The following is a 20,108-nucleotide window of genomic DNA, read 5'->3' as shown; positions in this document are numbered from 1 at the left end:
GCGGGAACTGTATATAAAGCCAGTCGGCGGGCGTGATCAGCCGCTGCCTTCGATGATCACTTCGGCTGCGGTAATTTCGCCGAAGGCAGGACCGCCCGGTGTCCGCGCCAGTTCGATGGTGAAGCGGCGTTCCGGCCTGCCGCCGTCCGCCGGGGGCATGATGGGAATGAAAACGCTGCGTACATCCTGGCCGTCGTTGAAGCGCGCGATCTGGACCTTCGGTAGTTCGTAATCGACACCCGGTTGCGCGGTGCCGGGTGCAATGCGCCAGCGAACCGGCGCCGACCCATTGGTCGATTTGTTGCGCCGCAGATTGATGACGGCCATGTGCTGGCCCGCTCCCACATGAATGAGTGCCGATTGAAACGAAATGACTCCGGGTGCAGCAGGTTGCGCCGGCGCGCGCTCATTCGCAGTGAATACCGGTAGCGGCGGACTCGCAATCTCGGGCAATGTCATGTCGATAGGTGCGTTGGCGAGTGAGTCCAGGCGCAAGGCGGCCAGCCGCACGCGTTCGGCCGACTGTGTTGCGGTGGACCATGAGGCATCGGAAAACTGCAACGCCGCAGAAGCGATGATCGCGATGGCGACGATCGCGCCGGCCGGAACAGCTTCGCGCCATCGCGACGCACTCTGTGCAAGCCAGCCAGAAGGCAGACGCGCAGGCGAGAGTGATCCGATGGCGTTGCGCACCTGCACCCAATGCGGCAGGCGTTTGAGTGCCTTCTGCCACCGATTGCGCTCTCGTGCTGCAAGCGTCTGCAGGTTGCCTCGAGCGCGCGTCGACGCGTGGGTCATGCTCGCCATCGCCTTGCGCCAGTCGACGCGTGGCGGTCGCGGCGCAGCCGGGATCGGCTCAGGTGCTTCAGGTGCTGCTGCGGCAACCACTTCGTCCTCCGCAACGTCGCTCGCAGTCGCCGCAGACGCAGGTACGGGCGATTCTGTGACCGGAATCGGCTCAGGCACCCGACCCTCGTGCTCGCTCAGGTTTGTGGACAGCGCAATCGCTGCGGGAGCTGCGGCAACGACTTCCTCCACAGCAATGTTGCTCGCAACAGTCTCAGGCACGGGAGCAGGCGATTCTGCGACTGGGATCGGCTCAACTGCTCGAGTGCCGTGCGTACGCAGCTTTGCGGACATGCGCCTCATGCCGGCGATGGCTTTTTCCCACTCGATTCGGGGCGCGGGAGGCGCGACACGGATGGTTGCAGCGGCCGGCACCGGCGGTACTAAGATCTCGATCACCGGTGACAACGTGCCAATGTGAACGTGCGGTACGACCGTGGTGGCCGACAGCGCCTGCATCTCTGGCCAGCGCATGGCGATCTCATTCCGCCACTGCAATTGCGGCACCCAACCGGGATCGGCTTGATACGCCACGCCCGACGCTGCCGCGTGCGATAAGCCGTCCAATGCCGGCGCGAGGGTCCGGGATGCCGGACGCATGCGCAGTGTTCGCAATCGCGATGCCAGCGCAGACCACGCGACGGGCGTGGACGTGCGCCATTGCAGTTGCTGCAGGCGTCGCGATGGCATCTTTCTGACGACGGGCGCGGGCTGGCTCGCCACAGCCTGCGCGGTCCCGGCATCCCGAACCGTCGTCTCGATAGTCGTCGCCGACGACTCGGGAGTGTCAGCTGTCTCGGGTGACTCGGTCGTTCGGGTCGTCCTTGCGGCCGGAGTCTGGGCCTCGCTGGGCCCCGCTGGATGCCTGCGACGAACCCGCTTCAGCACAGCGGCATTGCTCCAGCGCAACTGGCTGAACCATGGCGCTGTGCGCGAGAGGACCGCGGGTAGCGGCGCTTTCACCTCTTCCACTACCTCGGACGCGTCGATGGAATCAATCACCAATGAGGCAACAGCGTTCGGCGAAGGGTCGAGTTTGGGCTTGGGTTCGAGCCACTCGGGCGGAATGGCCTTGCTCCAGCGTTCGCGCGCGGGTTCGGGAAGCGGTGGCTCTGCCGTCACTGCCGTCACTGCCGTCGCCACGGGCGTCTCGATGCGTGATTGCGCTGTGGTCGCGGCGTTCTCGTCACTTGCGCCTACCCAATCGGCAGGAACGACGCCGGAAAACTGCGCGAAGGCGCGGCTCAGTTCTTCGGGAGTCGCCGCGCGTCGCGACTCGCGCCTCTCGCGGGCCGACTGGTGCTCCGGCTCTGGCGTGACCGCATGATCCGCGACGCCCGCATGAGCAGTCTTGGTGTGCGCCGTGTCATGCACATGGGTGTGAGAATCGGGGTCGCGGGAATATGCAGCCTTGGCCCGGGCCTGCGCGGCGATCAGCGACTCGAGGAACTCCCGCGCATTCGCCGGTCGTTCATCACGCTCCCACGACAACATGCGCGCGATGATGCCGAAGTGCCGTGCAGGGATGCTGCGAAGCCAGGTCAGCCGCAGATTGTCCTGCCGTGCCTGCACCGACGACATGGATTTGAATGGGTGCTGACCACTGAACAGCTCGTAGGCCACGCAGCCGAGACTGTAGAGGTCGTCGCGCAGATCCGCGGTCTGCTGTTCCAGCATCTGTGGACTGGCATACGCAGGCGTAAGGAAGCGTTCCCACGCCAGATCCGCCTCCTCACCGGGTTCCGGCACCGAGCCGAAGTCCAGCAGGCGCGCCGTCCCCTTGTCGTCGATGAAAATATTTCCGGGTTTGAGATCACCGTGAATGACGCCGTGGTCGTGGGCGCACACGAGCGCTTCGGTGCATTCGGCGAGAATTCGCAGTGCCTCCTCAGGAGACAATCCGCCCGCCTGATGCTGACGAAGGTACTGCGTCAGCGGCACGCCCTGGAGCAGTTCCATGGTGATGAACCAGGTGCCATCGTCGCAATCGAGGTCGAAGACCCGCACGATGCCGCAATGGGTGAGCCGCTGCATGTAGCGGAATTCGCGGATCAACCGCTGCACGCGCGCCCGGTCGCTGAGCAGGGCGCGGTTCAGGACCTTGACTGCCACCTTGGCGTCCGCCGAGGGACCCTGCATGCGATGACGATCCAGCGCGCTGTAGACCGTCGACATGCCGCCACTGCCGATGGTCCGTTCGATGAGATAGCGGCGGCTCAACACCGTGCCGATCTCGATCACGCGAGTCTCACCGGTCGAAACCTCTGGCGGTTCCGACGGACCCCGGGGCTGCTCATTCAGTGAGGTCGTCGGCGAGCTGTCTGCTGCAACGCGGCTGTCTGCTGCAATGCGTTCGGTTATGGGCTCGCTCGGCGCACCTTCTTGCGGAACACCGGAACTGGAAGAGAGAGATGATGGAATCGGTAGAGGCTCTGACATACGCGCATTATGGGCCGGAACACCCACTGTCCCGTTGCAACCAATACACCCGATTCGTGCTGGATGTTCCCGGTATGTCTACGGATGCGCTGTCGTCGGTAATTCACCTGCGCAAAAGAGCTGTCGGCGAAATCCTTCGCGGGACGATCCGTCATCCCGCCTGCGCGGGAATGACGGATCTGAAATCAGTCAGAGCTTCCCGGGGATTGTCGATGGCTCTTCGTCGAAGTGTTCATGATGCGGCAAGAGCCCATCACGAACGCAGCCACCATCAGCGGACACGAGGCTTATCACGAAAGGGACGCGACATTAGTTCTTCAGATATTTTCCGAACCACCCGAGATACCGCTCCATGCGGTCACGCAGGTAGCTCGGTTTGCGCAGCCCATGAAACTGCCCGGGATAGATGATGAGCTGCGTCGCCACGCCCGTGCTGCGCAGTGCCTGGTACATCTGTTCGGAATTCAGCAGCGGCACGTTGAAATCCTGCTCGCCGCACAGGAACAAAGTGGGCGTCGTGATGCGATCGGCGTGCAGCAAGGGATAGGAATTGCGCAGATAGGCCTCGGGATTCTTCCAGGGCGTGCCCAGTTCGGCCTCGTATTCGCGCACGTACATGTCCGTCCCGTAGCCGGCGAGGGCATTGCCGATGGACGCCCCGCTGGTGGCCGCCTTGAAGCGCGAGTCCCTGCTGATGACGTAGTCGGTGAGGATGCCGCCGTAGCTCCAGCCGCCGACGCCGAGGCGTTGCGGATCCGCGATGCCCTTGCTGACGGCGTAGTCCACGACGGCGAGCACATCGTCCGTGTCCTTGCCGCCCCACTCGGCCCAGATGGCGCGCGCAAAATCTTCACCGCGGCCAGAGCTGCCGCGTGGATTCGCGGCGACGACGACGTAGCCCTGCGATGCGAAGATCTGCCACATCGGCATGAACGAATTCGCGTACTGCGACACCGGTCCGCCGTGAATCTGCAGGATGGTGGGATAGCGCTTTCCCGCCACATAGTCGGGCGGCGTGACGAGGAAGCCGCTGATCTGCGTGCCGTCCTTCGACGTCGTGGAGATCTCCTCGACCGGCGCAAGTTGCAACGTCGCGAGCCACGCGTCGTTGTGTCGGGTGAGTTGCCGCGCTTTGCCGCCCTCGAATGCAAAGACCTCGGCTGGGCGATCCACCGTGCTGTCGACCAGCACGATGCGGTTCTTCGGCCCGATATCGAACTCGGTCGTCTCGCGTCGTCCGGCGAGCAGGCGTTCCAGTTTGCCGGTCGCGGCATTCACGCGCACCAGGTGCTGATTGCGATCGTCCTCGATGAAGGCGTAGATCGACTTGCCGTCCGTCGACCAGCGGGGCGAGATCAGATTGCGATCGATGTCGTTGCTGATGATCCGTGCCGGACCGTCGAGCGGCGCCACCATGAGATCCTGCTGTCCGTAGTAAATGAGCTTCGGATCGCGGTTGACCGAGAGCACCAGCGCGCGGCTGTCGGGCCGCCAGGACGGCGTCGTCATCCAGCCGGAATCGCCGGCATCGCCATGGAACACGGTGACCAGGCGCGGCTCGCTGCCGGCCTGCGGGGCGATGACATACAGGCCATTGTCGTTGCTGCGATCGGGATCGGCAGCGCGCTTGCTGACGAATGCGATCAGCGCACCGTCGGGCGACCAGGTCGGCAGATCCTCGTTGAACGTGCCGGGCGTCAGCACGTCGGCCTTACGTGAGGCGACGTCGAACACGTAGAGATGGCGACGCAACGCGCCGAGGTAGCCGGTCTCGTCTTCCTTGAAATAGAAACGATCGATGACGATCGGCGGCGGCGTCTTGTCCTTGTTCGCTTCGGTCGGACGATTGGGATCCTCGTCCATCACGATGAGCGCGATGCGTTTACCGTCTGGCGACCATTCGTAGTCGAGCACGTCGCCCTTGAACGAAGTGACCACCTGCGCCTCACCGCCGGCACGGTTCATCAGCCACAACTGATCGGGGTCGTCCTCACCGCCGCGCGCCGACAGAAATGCCAGGTACTGGCCGTCGGGACTCCAGCGTGGGGTGTGTTCGCTCTCCTGCGAATTCGTGAGCTGTACGCTGCGTTTGCCGTCCCAGTTCGTCATCCAGACATGCGTGGTGCGCTTGTCCTTGTCGAGGTTGGCGGTGCGCACGGTATGGGCAACCCACTCGCCGTCGGGCGAGAGCTGCGGATCGGATACATCATGGATACCGTTGATGTCTGCGGCTGTCATCGCCCGACGCGCGGCGTCTGCAGCCAGACCGCTGTTGGATACAAAGGTGAAGGTGATCAGCAAGCAGCAGAGGATGCGACAAAGCATGTTCTAGTTATCCTGATGCAGATTTCGATCGAGCCTGTCGCAGCGCGCGGGCCGAGTCAATCTCATCGGGCGCCCGGCCATGTCCAAACTTACCGTGACCGTTCCAGTTGCTTCGTCGCGGCAGCAAATGCGCAGCCAGCGGTTTTCAGATAGGTTCCTGCCTATCCATGGAGACATCAACCGGAGGACTCGCATGCGTTCATCGTTCTTCGCGGCAGTGATCGCCAGCACGCTGTTCGCGCCGGTGGTCTGGTCCGCCGACCATTGCAGGTCGCTCGCGGTTGCCGACTGGTTGCTCGGCACCTGGGTCGCCATCGCAGGCGACAAGACCGTTACCGAGACATGGAGCAGACTGAGCGACGCGACCTTCGAGGGCAAGGGCGTTACGACGAAGGGTGCATCCCGTGCGATCGTCGACGATGAAGCGCTGCGCCTGCTGCAGATGGCGAATGGTGTGTTCTATGTGTCGAAGGTTGCGCACAATCGACTGCCGGTGGCGTTCGAGCTGGCGGACTGTTCGCCGTCGCAACTGGTGTTCGAGAATCCGCAGCATGATTTCCCGCGTCGCCTCGAGTACGTGGCGAACAGCGCCGGTCAGATGACGGTGCGGGTCAGTGACGGCAAGGACAAGGGATTTACGCTGACGTTCAAACGTCAGCCGGAGAAAACATCGTGAGCATCGAAGCCGCAGGCACAAATCATTCGCCGGTTGTTGGTGCAGTAGTCGTCGAGACGCCGCGCCTGGTGCTGCGGCGGTTCACGCCAGAGGATGCGGCCTTCCTGCTCGGTCTGCTCAATGAGCCTTCGTTCATCGCCAACATTGGTGATCGCGGTTTGCGCACGATCGAGGATGCACGCCGCTTCATCGTCGAGGTGCCGATGGCGAGCTACGACAAGCACGGCCATGGCCACTTCCGGGTTGAGTTGAAGGAGACGGGCGCGGTCATCGGCACCTGCGGTCTGATCCGGCGCGACTACATCGGAGAAACGGACGTGGGATTTGCCTATCTGCCCGCGCACTGGGGAAAGGGCTATGCCTACGAAGCCGCCGTGGCAGTGATGGAGTTTGGCCGCACCACGCTGGGCCTGCAGCGGATCGTGGCCGTCGTGTCGCCTCACAACACCGCCTCCATTCGGGTGCTCGAAAAGCTTGGCCTGCGTTACTCGGGGCCGACGCAGCTGGCCGCGGATGCCGAGACCGTACATCTATATGTGTAGATGTGTGAGCTACGCCCGTGGCGATTCGACTGATACGCCGGGCCAGGCGATTTTCATCACTCATTATGTGACGCGATCCACCCCGTCCGTATTGCTTTGCGGCGAAATCGGCCAGTAGGCTACTTTCGACCGCACGATTCGCGACGGGTTGGGCGACTCCGCGACATCGTGCCAGAGGCAACCGTGCATCATTTGCTTGCGGTGTGGCTGCTGTATTGCACCGCCGGACTGTTCACCGTCGTTCACGCGACTGCCGCGCAGCCGGAGCTGACTCTGCAGATGCTCGCGTCCGGCGTCGATGCAAGCGCCGATGAAATCGTCAGCGGCGCCCTCGATTCACACCTCCATCCGTTCGATTTTCGCCAGGCCCGCCAGACCGGCGGCGTCTTCTGGCTCAAAGTGCAGCGCACGGACGGTCACGGTGATGCGGACAGGATGACGACGCTCAACGTCACCAGGAGCCGCCATTTCGATGTTCAGCCGTTTACGTTGCGCCAAGGACGCGGCGTGAAGCTGGCTCTTGCCACCGCGCTGCCGGGCTTTCGCGGTGCGACCGAACATGTGTTCCTCGTCCCTGACGGCCTGCAGGCGGCACAGCCGGTCTATCTGCGCGTCGAGCCGCAGCCGCTGCGAGGCAACGAAACGTTCAAGCTGCGGGCGTCGACGCTCGATGTGACGCTGGCGCGCGGCGCCGAGCACGCGCGCATGATCGCGCTGACGTTCGGCGCCCTGGTGGCCATGTCGCTGTCCGGCTTTCTGATCTGGTTCGTGCTCAAGGACAAGCTGCTGCTGCTGTATGCGTCGCTGTTCCTGTTACAGGCGTTGTACATGTCGTTCCTGTCGGGTGAGGCATTCGGCTGGCCGTTGCTGTGGCATCTCGTACCGGTCGCGTCGTATTCCTGGAACGTAACGGCGGCGTTCAGCGGAGCCGTCGCTTGCCTGTTCGTGCGGGAAATTGCGGATCTGAAAGATTTCTCGCCGCGCGTGTACGCCATCTTCGGCTGGCTCGCGTGGGTGTTCGCGGCGCTGGCGTTCGCCAATGTATTGCAGCTCGTCGGGCTCGGTCCGCGCGTCGCCGCGATCGGCAACCTGGTGTTCCTCGGTTCTGCAGTATTTACGCTGGTCGTGGCCTTCATGGCCTGGCGACGCAGCAACCGGGCGGCAGGCTGGTTCCTGCTGGCGTGGGGCCTGCTCGAGGCATTCACGATTGCGACCTCGCTGCGGTTGCTGTTCACCGATCCGGAAGGCGCCGAGTTGCTGCTGTTCTATGGACTGCCGCTGTCGATGGTCGGCGCCGCCGTGCTGATCGCACTGGGTGTGGCCGATCGGCTGCGCGATCAACGACTGGCGCTGAGCGATGCCGAGCGTCGGGCGCAGACCGATCCACTGACGGGCGTGCTGAATCGCCGTTCGCTGGTCGAACGACTCGATGCAGTCTGCCTGCGCGCACAGGCTCGCGGTCTGCCCATCGCGCTGCTGTTCATCGATCTGGATCACTTCAAACAGATCAACGATTCCTTCGGCCATCTCGCCGGTGATGCCTGCCTCAAGGCCATCATCGCCCCGATCCAGACGGAGCTGCGCCAGTCGGATGTGATCGGCCGCTACGGCGGCGAGGAATTCGTGGTCATCCTGTCGAGCGCCGATGCGTCGGCCGCGGAACCCATCGCCGAGCGTATCCGCAAGCGCGTCGCCGACGTGCGCGTCGATGGCTTCGGTCCGCCTATCCAGCTCACCTGCAGCATCGGTATCGCGACCAGCGATGTGCTCGACGTGTGGGGTGAACATCTGATCGCGCATGCCGATACCGCCGTCTACGCCGCGAAGCGCTCGGGGCGCAATCGCGTGCAGCTCGCACTGGCGGCGTAGAAGAGCGAGAGAAGAATTTCCACGGGGGACACGGGGACCACGGGGTCAGGAAATCGGACCGAGACTGGGCACTGCATCTTTCAGTCTCGCCCCGTGTCCCCTGTGTCCCCCGTGGAGATCTTCTTAATAGTCTTGCCTTGGCGAACTTCAGTGACTGAAGCAGGATGCTGCGCGGTGGCAATCAATAAGAACAGCAGGAGCGAGACGCCATGCAGGCGGATAAAGAACCTTCGTCGACGGGGATGACATGGACGTTGGCGATCGTGTTTGCCATCGTCGTCGCCGGGATCCAGGAGAATGCGGCAGGTTTCATCGTCGGCGCGATGCTCGGCGTGTTGCTGGCGCAGGTGCTGCATCTGCGCGCGCTTGCGAAAATTCACCGCGACCTGATCGAGTCTCTGCAGCGGCAACCGCCGCCGCAAGCGGTGCAGCCCGAGGCTGCGGAGGCGGTCGCGCCGGAACCTGCAAAAACGCGTCCCACGGAGCCGCGGCGCGCACCGATTTTCGATCGGACGCCGGATGCCGCTGTACCACCCGTGCGGACGGTGTCTGCGGAACCGATGCGGCCTGCAGTCGCGGCTACGGGACCGGCGCCAACAGTATCCAGACCGGCGCCTGCGCCGCGTCCGTTGCCCGAGCCGTCGTGGATCGAACTGCGCATCGGCGATTTCATCGAGTGGTTCAAAGGCGGCAATCCGCTCGCACGCATCGGCATCATCATTCTGTTCTTCGGTGCGGCGTTCCTGGCGAAGTACGCGGCAGAAAACAGCCTGTTGCCGATCGAGCTGCGTTTCACCGCTCTGGCGATCGGTGCGTTCGCGCTGCTGACCATCGGCTGGCGCCTCAAGGACAAACGGCCGGTCTACGCACAGCTGCTCCAGGGCGGCGGTATCGCAGGGCTGTATCTCACGGTCTTCGCGGCGAGCCGGCTGTATCCGCTGTTGCCGCTGGGGCTCGCCTTCGGTCTGCTGGTGGTGATTGCCATTACGGCGGGCGTGATCGCAGTTGCGCAGAATTCACTCTCGCTCGCCGTGATCGGTACCGCAGGCGGTTTTCTCGCGCCGATCATGGTGTCGACGGGCAGCGGCAATCACATCGGGCTGTTCACGTACTACGCGATTCTCAATCTCGGCATCTTCACCGTCGCGTGGTTCCGTACCTGGCGGGTTCTGAACGTACTGGGCTTCCTGTTCACGTTCACGATCACGAGTCTGTGGCGCGCTTCGGGCTACGAGTCGAACGATCTGTTCAGCGCCGATGCGTTCCTGATCCTGTTCTTCCTGCAGTACGTCGCGGTGTCGATCCTCAATTGCGTGCGGCAGCCGCCGGACCTCAAGGGTTATGTCTCGGGTTCACTGGTCTTCGGACTGCCCGTGGTCGCATTCACGCTGCACGCGACGTTGGTGTCGAAGATCGAATACGCCCTCGCGTGGAGTGCCCTGGCGCTCGGTGCGTTCTACCTGGTGCTGGGATGGACGCTGTGGCTGTCGCGTCGCGATCCGTTCCGTCTGCTGGTGGAGGCCTTCGCGGCGCTGGGCGTGATCTTCGCCAGCCTCGCTATTCCATTGGCGTTCGATACGCGCATGACCGCGGCGATGTGGGCGGTCGAAGGCGGGGGGCTTCTCTGGCTGGGTGTGCGGCAGCAGAGAAAACTGGCGCGTGCGTTCGGGGCCTTGCTGCAGGTCGCGGCCGGCGTGGGCTTTCTGCTGGGTCTGCCGAACGCTCACGGTTCACAGCCGGTGCTCAACAGTCTTTACATGGGCGCGCTGCTGCTGGGCGTGTCGGGCTTTCTGACCAGTTACTTGCTGCATAGGAATTGTGAGCGGCAGGCCGCGTACGAGACAGGAGGCGAGATCGTGTTCGCAGTGTGGGGCCTGGCGTGGTGGATGTTCGCCGGGTTGCATGAGATCGATCGTCATCTGTCGACGGCGGCGACAGGTGCGACGCTCGGCTACGCGGCGCTCACCGCCATGCTGCTGGCGACCATCGGCGCGAAAGCGAAGTGGCGTCTGTCCCACACGCTGGGCCTGTACCTGCCAGCAATCGCAGCGCTCGCCTGCCTGCTGTACTCGGCGGATGCCTCACATCCCTTCGCACGATGGGGCGAGTCGGGTTGGGTGGCCCTGTTCGCTGTCCATTACGGATTGCTGTACCTGCAGGATCGGCAGCGCCTCGACGCGAATGCCATCGGCGTGAATGCATTGCACGCGGGTGGGTACTGGGTGCTGGCGCTGGTGATCGCCTGGGAAACCAGCTGGCAGGTCGACTATCACGCCAGCGGCGTGTGGCCGGACTTGTCGTGGGGACTCGCGCCGGCGCTGTTGCTGGCATTCCTCGGTCGCAGACGATTGCTGCCGGCGTGGCCCGTCGCGCGATTCGCTGCGGTATATCGAATCCTCGCGGCGGTGCCGCTCGCCGTGGCGACCGGCGCATGGATCGTCGTCATCAATGTCACGAATGCAGGCGATGCCGGCTGGCTGCCATACGTGCCGCTGCTGAACCCGCTCGATATCAGTGTCGCGCTGAGTCTGGCGGCGATTGCCTTGTGGTGGACGTCACTCGATCGTGAACAGCAGTCCGGATTGTGGAGCGATGAGCGCGGGCCACTGATCGCCATGGCGGCGTTGACGTTCCTGTGGCTGAACTCGGCGCTGATCCGCGCCCTGCATCACAACTTCGGTGCGCCGCTGACGCCGCACGGGATTGCCAATTCGACCCTGGTGCAGGCATCGCTGTCGATCTTCTGGGGCCTGCTCGGGTTCGTCGCGATGACGATCGCTGCGCGTCAGAAGTGGCGCCCCGTCTGGCTGGCGGGTGCAGCGCTGATGATCGTGGTCGTGGCGAAACTGTTCCTCGTCGATCTGTCGAGCATCGGCACGATCGCGCGCATTGCGTCGTTCCTGACGGTGGGTGTGCTGTTGCTGGTGACGGGCTATCTCGCGCCGCTGCCCCCGAGGCACGCGGACGACGAAGTAACGGAGTGATGGAGATGAAGGTAATGCAACACACGCAACTCGCGGCGACGCTCGCACTGGGTGCGCTGACCATCGCTGTAAACGCCGCGCCGCGCAGCGACGATTTCCAGCGCGGTATCGAAGTCACCTCCTACGACGGCCGACCACTCGTCGAACTCGTCGTGCCTGACGAGGTGTATCAAGGCGTGACGCGCGCGGACCTGGGCGATGTGCGTGTATTCAATGCCGACGGCGCTCCGGTCCCGCATGCGTTCTGCGCTGCGCCCGCGACGGTGGCTCCGGTCGTCACGCAGGAGTCGTTGCCGATCTTCGATCTGCAGGCGGGCACACCCGAGGCCAGCGGATCGTCGACGAGCGTCCAGGTGGAAACCGCCGGTGGCACGCAGGTGCGCATTCAGGAGGGCGGGCCGGCGACGGACCCGACCGCGTCGCGCACACAGACCTGGGCGCACGTAATCGATGCGCGCGGCGTGCAAGACGATCTGCGTTCGATCGAATTCGACTGGAGCAGTCCGGACGGCGCGTCACAGGCCAGCGTGCGCATCGAAGCCAGCGACGATCTGGATCGCTGGCGGACGGTGGTGAGCTCGAGCACGCTGTTGCGTGTCACTCGCGATGGCCAGCAGCTGCAGCGCAAGACCGTGCCTCTGGTGGAACAGCGTTACTCCTATCTGCGCGTGGTGCGCACCGATGGTGGCCCGCCGCTGCAGATCGCGCAGGTGATCGGCGAACGTGTGGCGCGTCCTGGTCAGATAGAGCCGGTCTGGTTCCATGCGAATGCGCAGGGCATCGATGGCGGGCAGCTGCGCTTCGATGCGACGCGGCTGGCGCCGATCACGTACGCGCGATTGGTAGTGCCCGACCTGAACAGCTCGGTTCGTATCCGCCTGCAGAGCCGCGCGGATGAACAGGCGTCCTGGCGCGAGCGCTGGTCCGGCGAGGCGTATTCCATCGTGAAGGACGGGGAGCGGCGGGTGAGCCCGCCGGCGCAGATGGATGGGGCGCAGGATCGCTTCTGGCAAGTCACCGCGCTGGAGCCGTCCCAGGCCCTGAATCCTGCGACTGGGCTGGAACTCGGCTATCGGCCGGCGCGGCTGCGATTCCTGGCGCAGGGGTCGGGGCCGTATACCCTGGCATTCGGCAGCCGCCGCGCGGAGCCCGCTCCCATACAGCAGTGCAGCAGCCTGTTGTCCGACGTGCGGGGCGAGGATCTCGAACCATTCATTGGCACCGGACTGCTTGGAACGCCGCGCAACCTCGGCGGCGAGACGGCGCTGAAACCGCTGCCGAAGCCGACCCCGGTGCGGCTGATCGTCCTGTGGGGCGTGCTGATCCTGGGGGTTGGCCTGCTCATCGGCATGGCGGTGTCGTTGCTGAAGCGGGTGCGCTGAGCACCCGCGGGGCTTAGGCATTTCCTGAACTCTTCCGGGCTTTGTTTGGGCTGGCGGGGCCATTGGCCTAGAATCCCTGCCCCCGGCCTGCCTGATGCCTGCTTCCAATGCGCTTTCCCGATCATTTCGATGTCATCGTCATCGGCGGCGGCCATGCCGGTACGGAGGCTGCGCTCGCGGCTGCCCGTATGGGTTCGCGCACGCTGCTTCTGACCCAGAGCATCGAAACGCTCGGCCAGATGAGCTGCAATCCCGCCATCGGCGGCATCGGCAAGGGTCACCTGGTGAAGGAGATCGATGCGCTCGGCGGCGCGATGGCGGCAGCGGCCGATCGTGGCGGCATCCAGTTCCGCACGCTCAATGCGAGCAAGGGCCCGGCGGTGCGGGCGACGCGCGCGCAGGCCGATCGCGTGCTCTACAAGGCGGCGATTCGTGCCGTGCTGGAGAATCAGCCGAACCTCACCCTGTTCCAGCAGGAGGTGGCCGACCTCATCGTCGAGCACGATCGCGTCCACGGTGTCGTGACGCAGACGGGCATCGAATTTCGCGCACGCACGGTCGTGCTCACGGTCGGCACGTTTCTCGGCGGCAAGATCCACGTCGGCCTCACGAATTATCAGGGCGGTCGCGCCGGCGATCCGCCGTCGAACAAGCTCGCTGAAAAACTGCGAGCGCTGCCGTTTCGCGTCGGTCGTCTCAAGACCGGCACGCCGCCGCGCATCGATGGCCGCAGCATCAACTACGAAGGCTTGCTCGCGCAGCCGGGCGATGAACCGACACCGGTGTTCTCGTATCTCGGCCGTCGCAGCGATCACCCGCGCCAGATCGTCTGCCATCTCACGGCAACGAATGAGCGCACGCATGAAATCATTCGCGCCGGTTGCGATCGTTCACCGATGTTCACCGGTGTGATCGAAGGCGTCGGTCCGCGTTACTGCCCGTCGGTCGAAGACAAGATCCATCGCTTTGCCGACAAGAACTCGCATCAGATTTTCATCGAGCCCGAAGGCCTCACGACGCACGAGATCTATCCAAACGGCATTTCCACGAGCCTGCCGTTCGATGTGCAGTTCGAGCTGGTGCGTTCCATCCAGGGCTTCGAGAACGCGCATATCACGCGGCCGGGCTACGCGATCGAGTACGACTACTTCGATCCACGCGATCTGCAGTCGAGCCTGGAAACGAAGTTCATCCGCGGACTGTTCTTCGCCGGCCAGATCAACGGCACGACCGGTTACGAGGAAGCTGCCGCGCAAGGCATTCTCGCGGGCATCAACGCATCGCTGCAGGTGCAGGGCCGCGAGGCATGGTCGCCACGGCGCGATGAGGCATACATCGGCGTGCTGGTCGACGATCTGATCACGCGCGGTGCCAGCGAGCCGTATCGCATGTTCACGAGCCGTGCGGAATATCGGCTGCTGTTGCGCGAAGACAATGCGGACCTGCGTCTGACGGCGAAGGGTCGCGAACTCGGCCTGGTCGATGACGCGCGCTGGAGTTTCTTCGAGCGCAAAGCGGCCGCCATTACCGAAGAAGCGGCGCGTCTCGATGCCACCGTCGTGCATCCGCATCAGATCACGGCTGAGCAGGCCATCGCGGCTCTGGGTGTGCCGTTGCCGCCTGACACGCATGCGCATGCATATGCATTGCTGCGCCGTCCGGAAGTGACATACGAGGCGCTGACGAGCCTGCCGGCGGTCGACCGTCCACAATGGATGAAGGACGTCGACGCCGATTCACGCCTGATCGAACAGGTGCAGCTGCAACTGGAAGTGCAGGCGAAGTACACCGGCTACATCGATCGCCAGCAGGACGAGGTCGAGCGTCACCGACGTCACGAAGAAACGCGATTGCCCGCCGACCTGGACTTCGCCAACGTCCGCGGTCTGTCCAATGAAGTGCGTCAGCGCCTGCAGTCGGCCCGACCAGGCACACTGGGACAGGCGGCGCGCGTGCCCGGCGTCACCCCGGCGGCGATCTCGTTGTTACTGGTTCACCTCAAGCGCCATTCAGCGGGCGCCCCCTCGCAGCTCGCGAGCTGAGTCGTCAGCCTGCGTAGGCCGATGACTGCAGCGGCGGTTCTGTCTGCAGTGATTCCGTCAAATGAAGCTCATGACTCGCCCAGGAGTTGTGATTGCCTTCATCGTTTGCTGATGCATCCCCCTGCTAGGCTGCGTTTCGCGCCCCGCTTCCCCTCGCGTTTCGGTGATACGACGATCATGGTGTGGTTTCTGATTTTTGCCGCCAGCGTTTTCTCGCTGTACTTCTGGTTTCAGTACCGGGAGCGTCAGCGTGAGGAAAACAGCCCGCTCGCCAGCCATCGCTCCGGCCACAGCCATATCGGCCAGGTGGTCGTGCTCGAGCAGGGCCTGCAGAACGGCACCGGTCGTATCCGGCTTGGCAATCGCGACTGGCCCGTCCGCGGCCCGAACCTGCCGGCAGGTTCCAAGGCGAGAGTCACTGGAGTCGACGGGACGATTCTGCTCGTGGACCGAGTGGCGGCATGAGAACAGGCCTCAGGCTCCAGGCAGCAGGTTTGGGTCTGCGACGAGCCTAGCGCCTAGTCCCTAGCGCCTTCCTACCCGCATCCCTGCTCTTTCTTCGCCCGTTCGCCATTTCCTTCCCATAGCGTTTCGGCCTGGGTTCTCGCCTGTTCGAGCTGCGTGGGTGATTGTCCTTTCTCCAGCGTGGCGACTGCCTGCGCGAACATCACTGCATTCTGTATGTAGGCATCGCCGGTGCAGCCGGTCTCGTTCAGCTGGTCACCGTAGTACTGCCAGCCGAGCATCTGCGTGCGGGTCAGACGATTGCCCCAGGGCATGCGCATCATCGAGGTGAAGGCGAGCGGCTCACCGTCCTTCGCGGCATCGAAACCGAACGGTGCCGCACCGCCGGCGTCGGCGGGATGGCCATCGCAGCCGGTGGCCATGCAATTGGCGAGATCGACCTTGGCGCGCGGTAGCGTGCGGCCGGCCTGTTTGAACAACAACCGGATCGACGACACGTTTTCCGTCGTCTGTCCCCGCTGCACGGCCAGCAGTCGTTGCGTTGCCAGCGCCTGGATCGCGGGGGCGTAGTTCTTGTCCGCTGCCTGCTGCAGGAATTGTTCGCGCTTGGCCGGATCACGCACGAACAGCGCCAGCTCCGTCGTGCTCGCAGGATCGCCGGCCTCGGCCGCCTGCCGCAGCCGCGATTCGATCCCCTGGTAGTCGAACGCCGCCTGACCGCAACTTTGTCGCGCACGTCCCTGGTAGGCACGCTCGGCATTGATTACGCCGGCGATGCGTGCAAGTCGCTCCGGTGAAACCAGCTGCGTGAAGCGTGCGAGCTGCGCCTGTGCATCGGCGGGCCGCGCCGACGAGATGCGATTGCACCAATGCTGAATCCGTACCAGAGCGATGGTGGCGTTGCGATCTCCCGCGACGCTCTGCTGACTCAAGCGGCCGATCGCAGCGTCGGCAGAGCCTGCCGCCAGCGATTTCAGGGTGTCGTCGCTGATGCCGAGTCCAACCAGCATCCGCTTGTGCGCTACGAACTGCAGGCGCTCGTAGAACGCGGTCTCGTCGTTTGCGGTGACGTTTGTTTGCGGAGGAGGAACAGCGGCTTCCGCCGGCGCCGCTGCGGGTTTCGGTGCATCGATGGCATTCGCCGCGAGTGCATTGAGGACGAGCAGTGCACCGCTCAGGCGCGAGACTCGATCGACAATGCGTCGCGTGATCATGCGATTACTGTGCGCTGACGATCAGGTCGTACTCGATCTGCACGTTGCCGTTGAAAGTCATCTGGCCGCTTTGATAGCTCTCGGCGGCACCGGCGGAGTCCGCCATCGCCATGGACTTCATGCGCGACATCACGGGCACAGGCACGTAACCCGAGCTCGCGGAAATCGTGCGTGCGGCGCCCAGTCGCGCGCCGGCGGCTTTCGCCACCGCCTCGGCATTGAGACGTGCGTCGTCGACTGCCTTCGCCAGCGCGCTGCGTTCCAGCTCGCGGCGCTTGCTGGATTCCAGACGCGGATCGCCGAGCTGATTCACACCGAGATCGGTCGATTTCTCCAGCAGGGTGCCAAGCTTGTCCAGATCGCGCAGATCGACTTCGACCTGCCGCGAGACGAAGTAGCCGATCAGATTGCGTTCTTTGGCGTTGGTGTCCCAGTTGTACTCGGGCTGCACGCTGATACGGGTGGCACGAACGTATTTCTGGTCGATCTTCAGATCGCGCGTCAGCTTGAGCACGGCCTCCACGGTCCTGGTGACCTCCGTGCGGGCATCTTCCAGTCGTGGCTTACGCGATTCGACGCCCAGCGTGACGATGGCCTGATCCGGCTCGGCCTGCACCTCGCCCTGGCCCGAGACGGCGATCAGACGCGGCCGCTCTGCTTCGGCAGCGAGCGCGGATGCGGAGACGATGCAGGCGCCGATGACCAGACTGAGTGCGGGAAGCAGGTGACGGGACACGGGTTTCTTCATGATGGATTCCTGTTCTGTTACTGGAGCGGACTGCGCAATCGCAGGACCGTTGCAGCTTGGTCCGTCGTTACCGATCGCAAGTTCAACACCAGACGCAGTATCCGGGGGGACTCGAAAAAAATCAGTTGCGGTTAACCCAGCAGTGCGGGGATCAGCGTTTGCAGTCCGGATCGGTCCCGCCGCAAGGCCTCGCCACGTCCCGACAGGATCGCCGCCAGATCGGCCACGGCCTGGGCAAACTCGTCGTTAACGACCACGTAATCGAACTCGTTCCAGTGCGACATGTCGGCGATGGAATCGCGCAAACGACGCGCAATGACCTCGTCCGAATCGGTCTTGCGGTCACGCAGGCGTCGTTCCAGCTCGGCCCGTGACGGCGGCAGGATGAAGATGGACACGGCCTGCGGCATCGAACTACGGATCTGCTGCGCACCCTGCCAGTCGATTTCCAGCAACACGTCGTCACCGGCATCGAGCATCTGCTGAACCTGCGGCTTCGACGTGCCGTAAAAGTTGTCGAAGACCTGAGCGTATTCCAGGAATTCACCGCGGTCGATCATCTCCTGGAACTGCTCCTTCGCGACGAAGAAGTAATCGTGCGTGTGCTGCTCCGTAGCCCGCGGCTTGCGCGTGGTATAGGAAATCGAAAAACGCAGCTCCGGCATGCGCTGCATCACTTCGCGTACGAGTGACGTCTTGCCGGCGCCAGACGGCGCCGCAATGACAAATAATTTGCCTGTTTTTCCCTGCATCTTCTGATTGTCCGCTCTGACCCGACACTAGCGACCAAACGCAGCGGGACGCTTACTCGACATTCTGTATCTGCTCGCGCATCTGCTCGATCATGACCTTCATGTCCACGGCGGCGCGGGTGGTCTCGCTGTCCTGCGACTTGGACGACAGTGTGTTGGCTTCGCGATTCAGTTCCTGCATGAGGAAGTCCAGGCGACGGCCAGCAGGCTCGGCCGAATCCAGCACGCCCGTCACTTCCTCGAGGTGTCCGGCCAGGCGATCCATTTCTTCATCGACATCCATCTTGTGGGCGTAGAGCACCAGTTCCTGTTCGAGACGTTCCGGGTCCGGCGTCACGCCCAGCTGGGAGATTTTTTCGGAGATACGGGTGCGCAGGCGCAGCGAAACTTCCGGCAGGCGCGCGCGCACCTGTTGCACCTGAGTGCGCATGGCGATGCAGCGGCTGAGCAGCAGTTCGCGAATACGCTGGCCTTCGCGCAGGCGCGTGTCGTTCAGTTCCGTAAGGGATTCCTTCAGCAGTTCGAGCGCCGCGGCGAGCACCGGCGTGCTGTCGATGCTGGCATCGCGAATGACGCCCGGCCAGCGCAGCAGATCGAGCGGGCTCGGCTGCGCGGTGTCGGGAACGCGCTGGCGAACTTCGTTGATGCGCGCAGCCAGTTCATCAAGCAGCGCCGTGTCGATCTCCAGCGATTGCTGTGAGCCACCGCTCGATTTCAGGTACAGGTTGGCGTCGACCTTGCCGCGGCGCAGCGCCCCCGTGATCGCCTGCCGCAAGTCATTGTCGAGGGACTTCAGGTCGTCGGGCAGACGTAGCGATATTTCGAGATAGCGGTGGTTCACCGTGCGCAGTTCACAAACGAGAGTGCCCCACGGACCCTGCCGCTCGCGCCGGGCAAAGCCTGTCATGCTGCGGATCATGTAACGGAGAGTTCCTGAGAAATACGAAGGGAATTAAGGCAAAAGCTGGCTTACGTACCCGCGGTTGCCAGTGTATAAAGCGGCGCCAAGTGTAACAGCTTCAACCAGCCGACCGGCCCGGAGCCCGCGCTTGCGGATTGAGCATGCAGAAGTCAGCCTGATTGGCGACCGCGAGGACAATCAGGACCGCGTAACAGTGGCAGCCACCGACAAGGCGGCGCTGCTTGTCGTCATCGATGGCATGGGCGGGCATTCCGACGGCAGTCGTGCCGCAGATACTGCGCTCAAGAGCCTGCTCGATTCATTTCATCAGTCGTCGCAGCCGCTGTTCGATCCCCTCGGCTTCCTGCACCTGTCATTGAGCAAGGCGCATGACGACGTCGCGAGGCTCGGCAGCACACAGAGTCTCGATGCGCGACCGCGAGCGACGATTGCCATCTGTCTGGTGCAGGATGGTGCGGCGTACTGGGCGCACGTCGGCGACAGCCGCGTGTACTGGATCCGCAACGGCGCCGTGCAGACACGCACACGCGATCACAGCCATGTCGAACTGCTGCTGCGCGAAGGCAAGATCACTCAGGACGAGGTGTCGACCCATCCGATGCGCAACTTCGTGGAATGTTGCCTCGGCGGCGACCCCGCTGTTCCGGAGATGTCGATCAGCGGCCGTAATATCCTGCGACCGGGCGATGTGCTGCTGCTGTGCTCGGATGGCATCTGGGCCAATCTGCGCGATGAGGATATCGCTGCCTTCTTCAAGGGTGATCCCGAAAATCTCCGCGCCTGGCTGGAAGCCCTGGGTCGACGCGCGGTGCAGGCGTCCGCACCCTTCAGCGACAATTCGACGGCCGCGGTCCTGCGCTGGCAGGCCGGCTAGCCGCTTCCCCGTCCCTATTTGACCGGTT

The 20,108-nt window shown here is 63.7% G+C and carries 14 protein-coding genes; 8 read left to right on the top strand and 6 right to left on the bottom strand.

Going from position 1 to position 20,108, the window contains the following annotated elements; all coding sequences use genetic code 11:
• Window positions 1-36 precede the first annotated feature (36 nt).
• Window positions 37-3,087: a protein kinase domain-containing protein gene (locus tag VIZ63_RS12880; RefSeq protein ID WP_331610054.1), complete on the bottom strand. Its 3,051-nt coding sequence runs from the start codon at window positions 3,085-3,087 to the stop codon at window positions 37-39.
• 507 nt (window positions 3,088-3,594) lie between these two features.
• Complete coding sequence (locus tag VIZ63_RS12875) at window positions 3,595-5,610, bottom strand: S9 family peptidase (RefSeq protein WP_331610053.1); 2,016 nt, start codon at window positions 5,608-5,610, stop codon at window positions 3,595-3,597.
• A 193-nt stretch (window positions 5,611-5,803) separates the two neighbouring features.
• On the opposite strand from VIZ63_RS12875, the gene VIZ63_RS12870 reads away from it, so the two are divergent.
• From VIZ63_RS12870 to VIZ63_RS12840, 7 genes are all read left to right on the top strand, one after another.
• Window positions 5,804-6,286, top strand: a complete 483-nt coding sequence (locus VIZ63_RS12870; RefSeq protein ID WP_331610052.1) for a DUF6265 family protein — start codon at window positions 5,804-5,806, stop codon at window positions 6,284-6,286.
• Window positions 6,283-6,828, top strand: coding sequence for a GNAT family N-acetyltransferase (locus VIZ63_RS12865; protein ID WP_331610051.1), 546 nt, complete (start codon window positions 6,283-6,285; stop codon window positions 6,826-6,828). The genes VIZ63_RS12870 and VIZ63_RS12865 overlap by 4 nt, the downstream gene beginning before the upstream one ends.
• A 183-nt stretch (window positions 6,829-7,011) precedes the next feature.
• Window positions 7,012-8,697 carry a diguanylate cyclase gene (locus VIZ63_RS12860; RefSeq protein WP_331610050.1) on the top strand — a complete coding sequence of 562 codons (1,686 nt, stop codon included), beginning with the start codon at window positions 7,012-7,014 and terminating at the stop codon, window positions 8,695-8,697.
• A gap of 209 nt (window positions 8,698-8,906) precedes the next feature.
• Window positions 8,907-11,681, top strand: coding sequence for a DUF2339 domain-containing protein (locus tag VIZ63_RS12855; protein ID WP_331610049.1), 2,775 nt, complete (start codon window positions 8,907-8,909; stop codon window positions 11,679-11,681).
• Window positions 11,682-11,686: 5 nt separating this feature from the next.
• The gene (locus tag VIZ63_RS12850) at window positions 11,687-13,063 is read left to right on the top strand and encodes a DUF3999 domain-containing protein (protein ID WP_331610048.1); all 1,377 of its coding nucleotides are present in this window, start codon (window positions 11,687-11,689) and stop codon (window positions 13,061-13,063) included.
• A 107-nt stretch (window positions 13,064-13,170) separates the two neighbouring features.
• Complete coding sequence (gene mnmG, locus VIZ63_RS12845) at window positions 13,171-15,105, top strand: tRNA uridine-5-carboxymethylaminomethyl(34) synthesis enzyme MnmG (protein WP_331610047.1); 1,935 nt, start codon at window positions 13,171-13,173, stop codon at window positions 15,103-15,105.
• 177 nt (window positions 15,106-15,282) lie between these two features.
• A complete protein-coding gene (locus tag VIZ63_RS12840) occupies window positions 15,283-15,570 on the top strand; it encodes an NfeD family protein (RefSeq protein WP_331610046.1) in 288 nt (95 codons plus the stop codon).
• Between the two features lie 71 nt (window positions 15,571-15,641).
• On the opposite strand, the gene VIZ63_RS12835 is transcribed toward VIZ63_RS12840, so the two are convergent.
• The 4 genes from VIZ63_RS12835 to VIZ63_RS12820 all read right to left on the bottom strand — a co-directional run bounded on the left by VIZ63_RS12835 (window position 15,642) and on the right by VIZ63_RS12820 (window position 19,203).
• Window positions 15,642-16,784, bottom strand: coding sequence for a hypothetical protein (locus tag VIZ63_RS12835; RefSeq protein ID WP_331610045.1), 1,143 nt, complete (start codon window positions 16,782-16,784; stop codon window positions 15,642-15,644).
• Between the two features lie 4 nt (window positions 16,785-16,788).
• A complete protein-coding gene (locus VIZ63_RS12830; protein WP_331610044.1) occupies window positions 16,789-17,532 on the bottom strand; it encodes an SIMPL domain-containing protein in 744 nt (247 codons plus the stop codon).
• 131 nt (window positions 17,533-17,663) lie between these two features.
• The gene (gmk, locus tag VIZ63_RS12825) at window positions 17,664-18,284 is read right to left on the bottom strand and encodes a guanylate kinase (RefSeq protein WP_331610043.1); all 621 of its coding nucleotides are present in this window, start codon (window positions 18,282-18,284) and stop codon (window positions 17,664-17,666) included.
• Between the two features lie 52 nt (window positions 18,285-18,336).
• Window positions 18,337-19,203, bottom strand: coding sequence for a YicC/YloC family endoribonuclease (locus tag VIZ63_RS12820; RefSeq protein WP_331610042.1), 867 nt, complete (start codon window positions 19,201-19,203; stop codon window positions 18,337-18,339).
• 130 nt (window positions 19,204-19,333) lie between these two features.
• On the opposite strand from VIZ63_RS12820, the gene VIZ63_RS12815 reads away from it, so the two are divergent.
• Window positions 19,334-20,080 (top strand): PP2C family serine/threonine-protein phosphatase, encoded by a 747-nt coding sequence (locus tag VIZ63_RS12815; RefSeq protein WP_331610041.1) that lies wholly within the window; start codon window positions 19,334-19,336, stop codon window positions 20,078-20,080.
• Window positions 20,081-20,108: the final 28 nt, after the last annotated feature.

The sequence above is a fragment of the Povalibacter sp. genome, assembly GCF_036520495.1.
Classification (GTDB): Bacteria; Pseudomonadota; Gammaproteobacteria; order Steroidobacterales; family Steroidobacteraceae; genus Steroidobacter.
The sequence above is the reverse complement of the archived record's forward strand: the minus strand, read 5'-3'. Positions and strand labels throughout refer to the sequence as shown.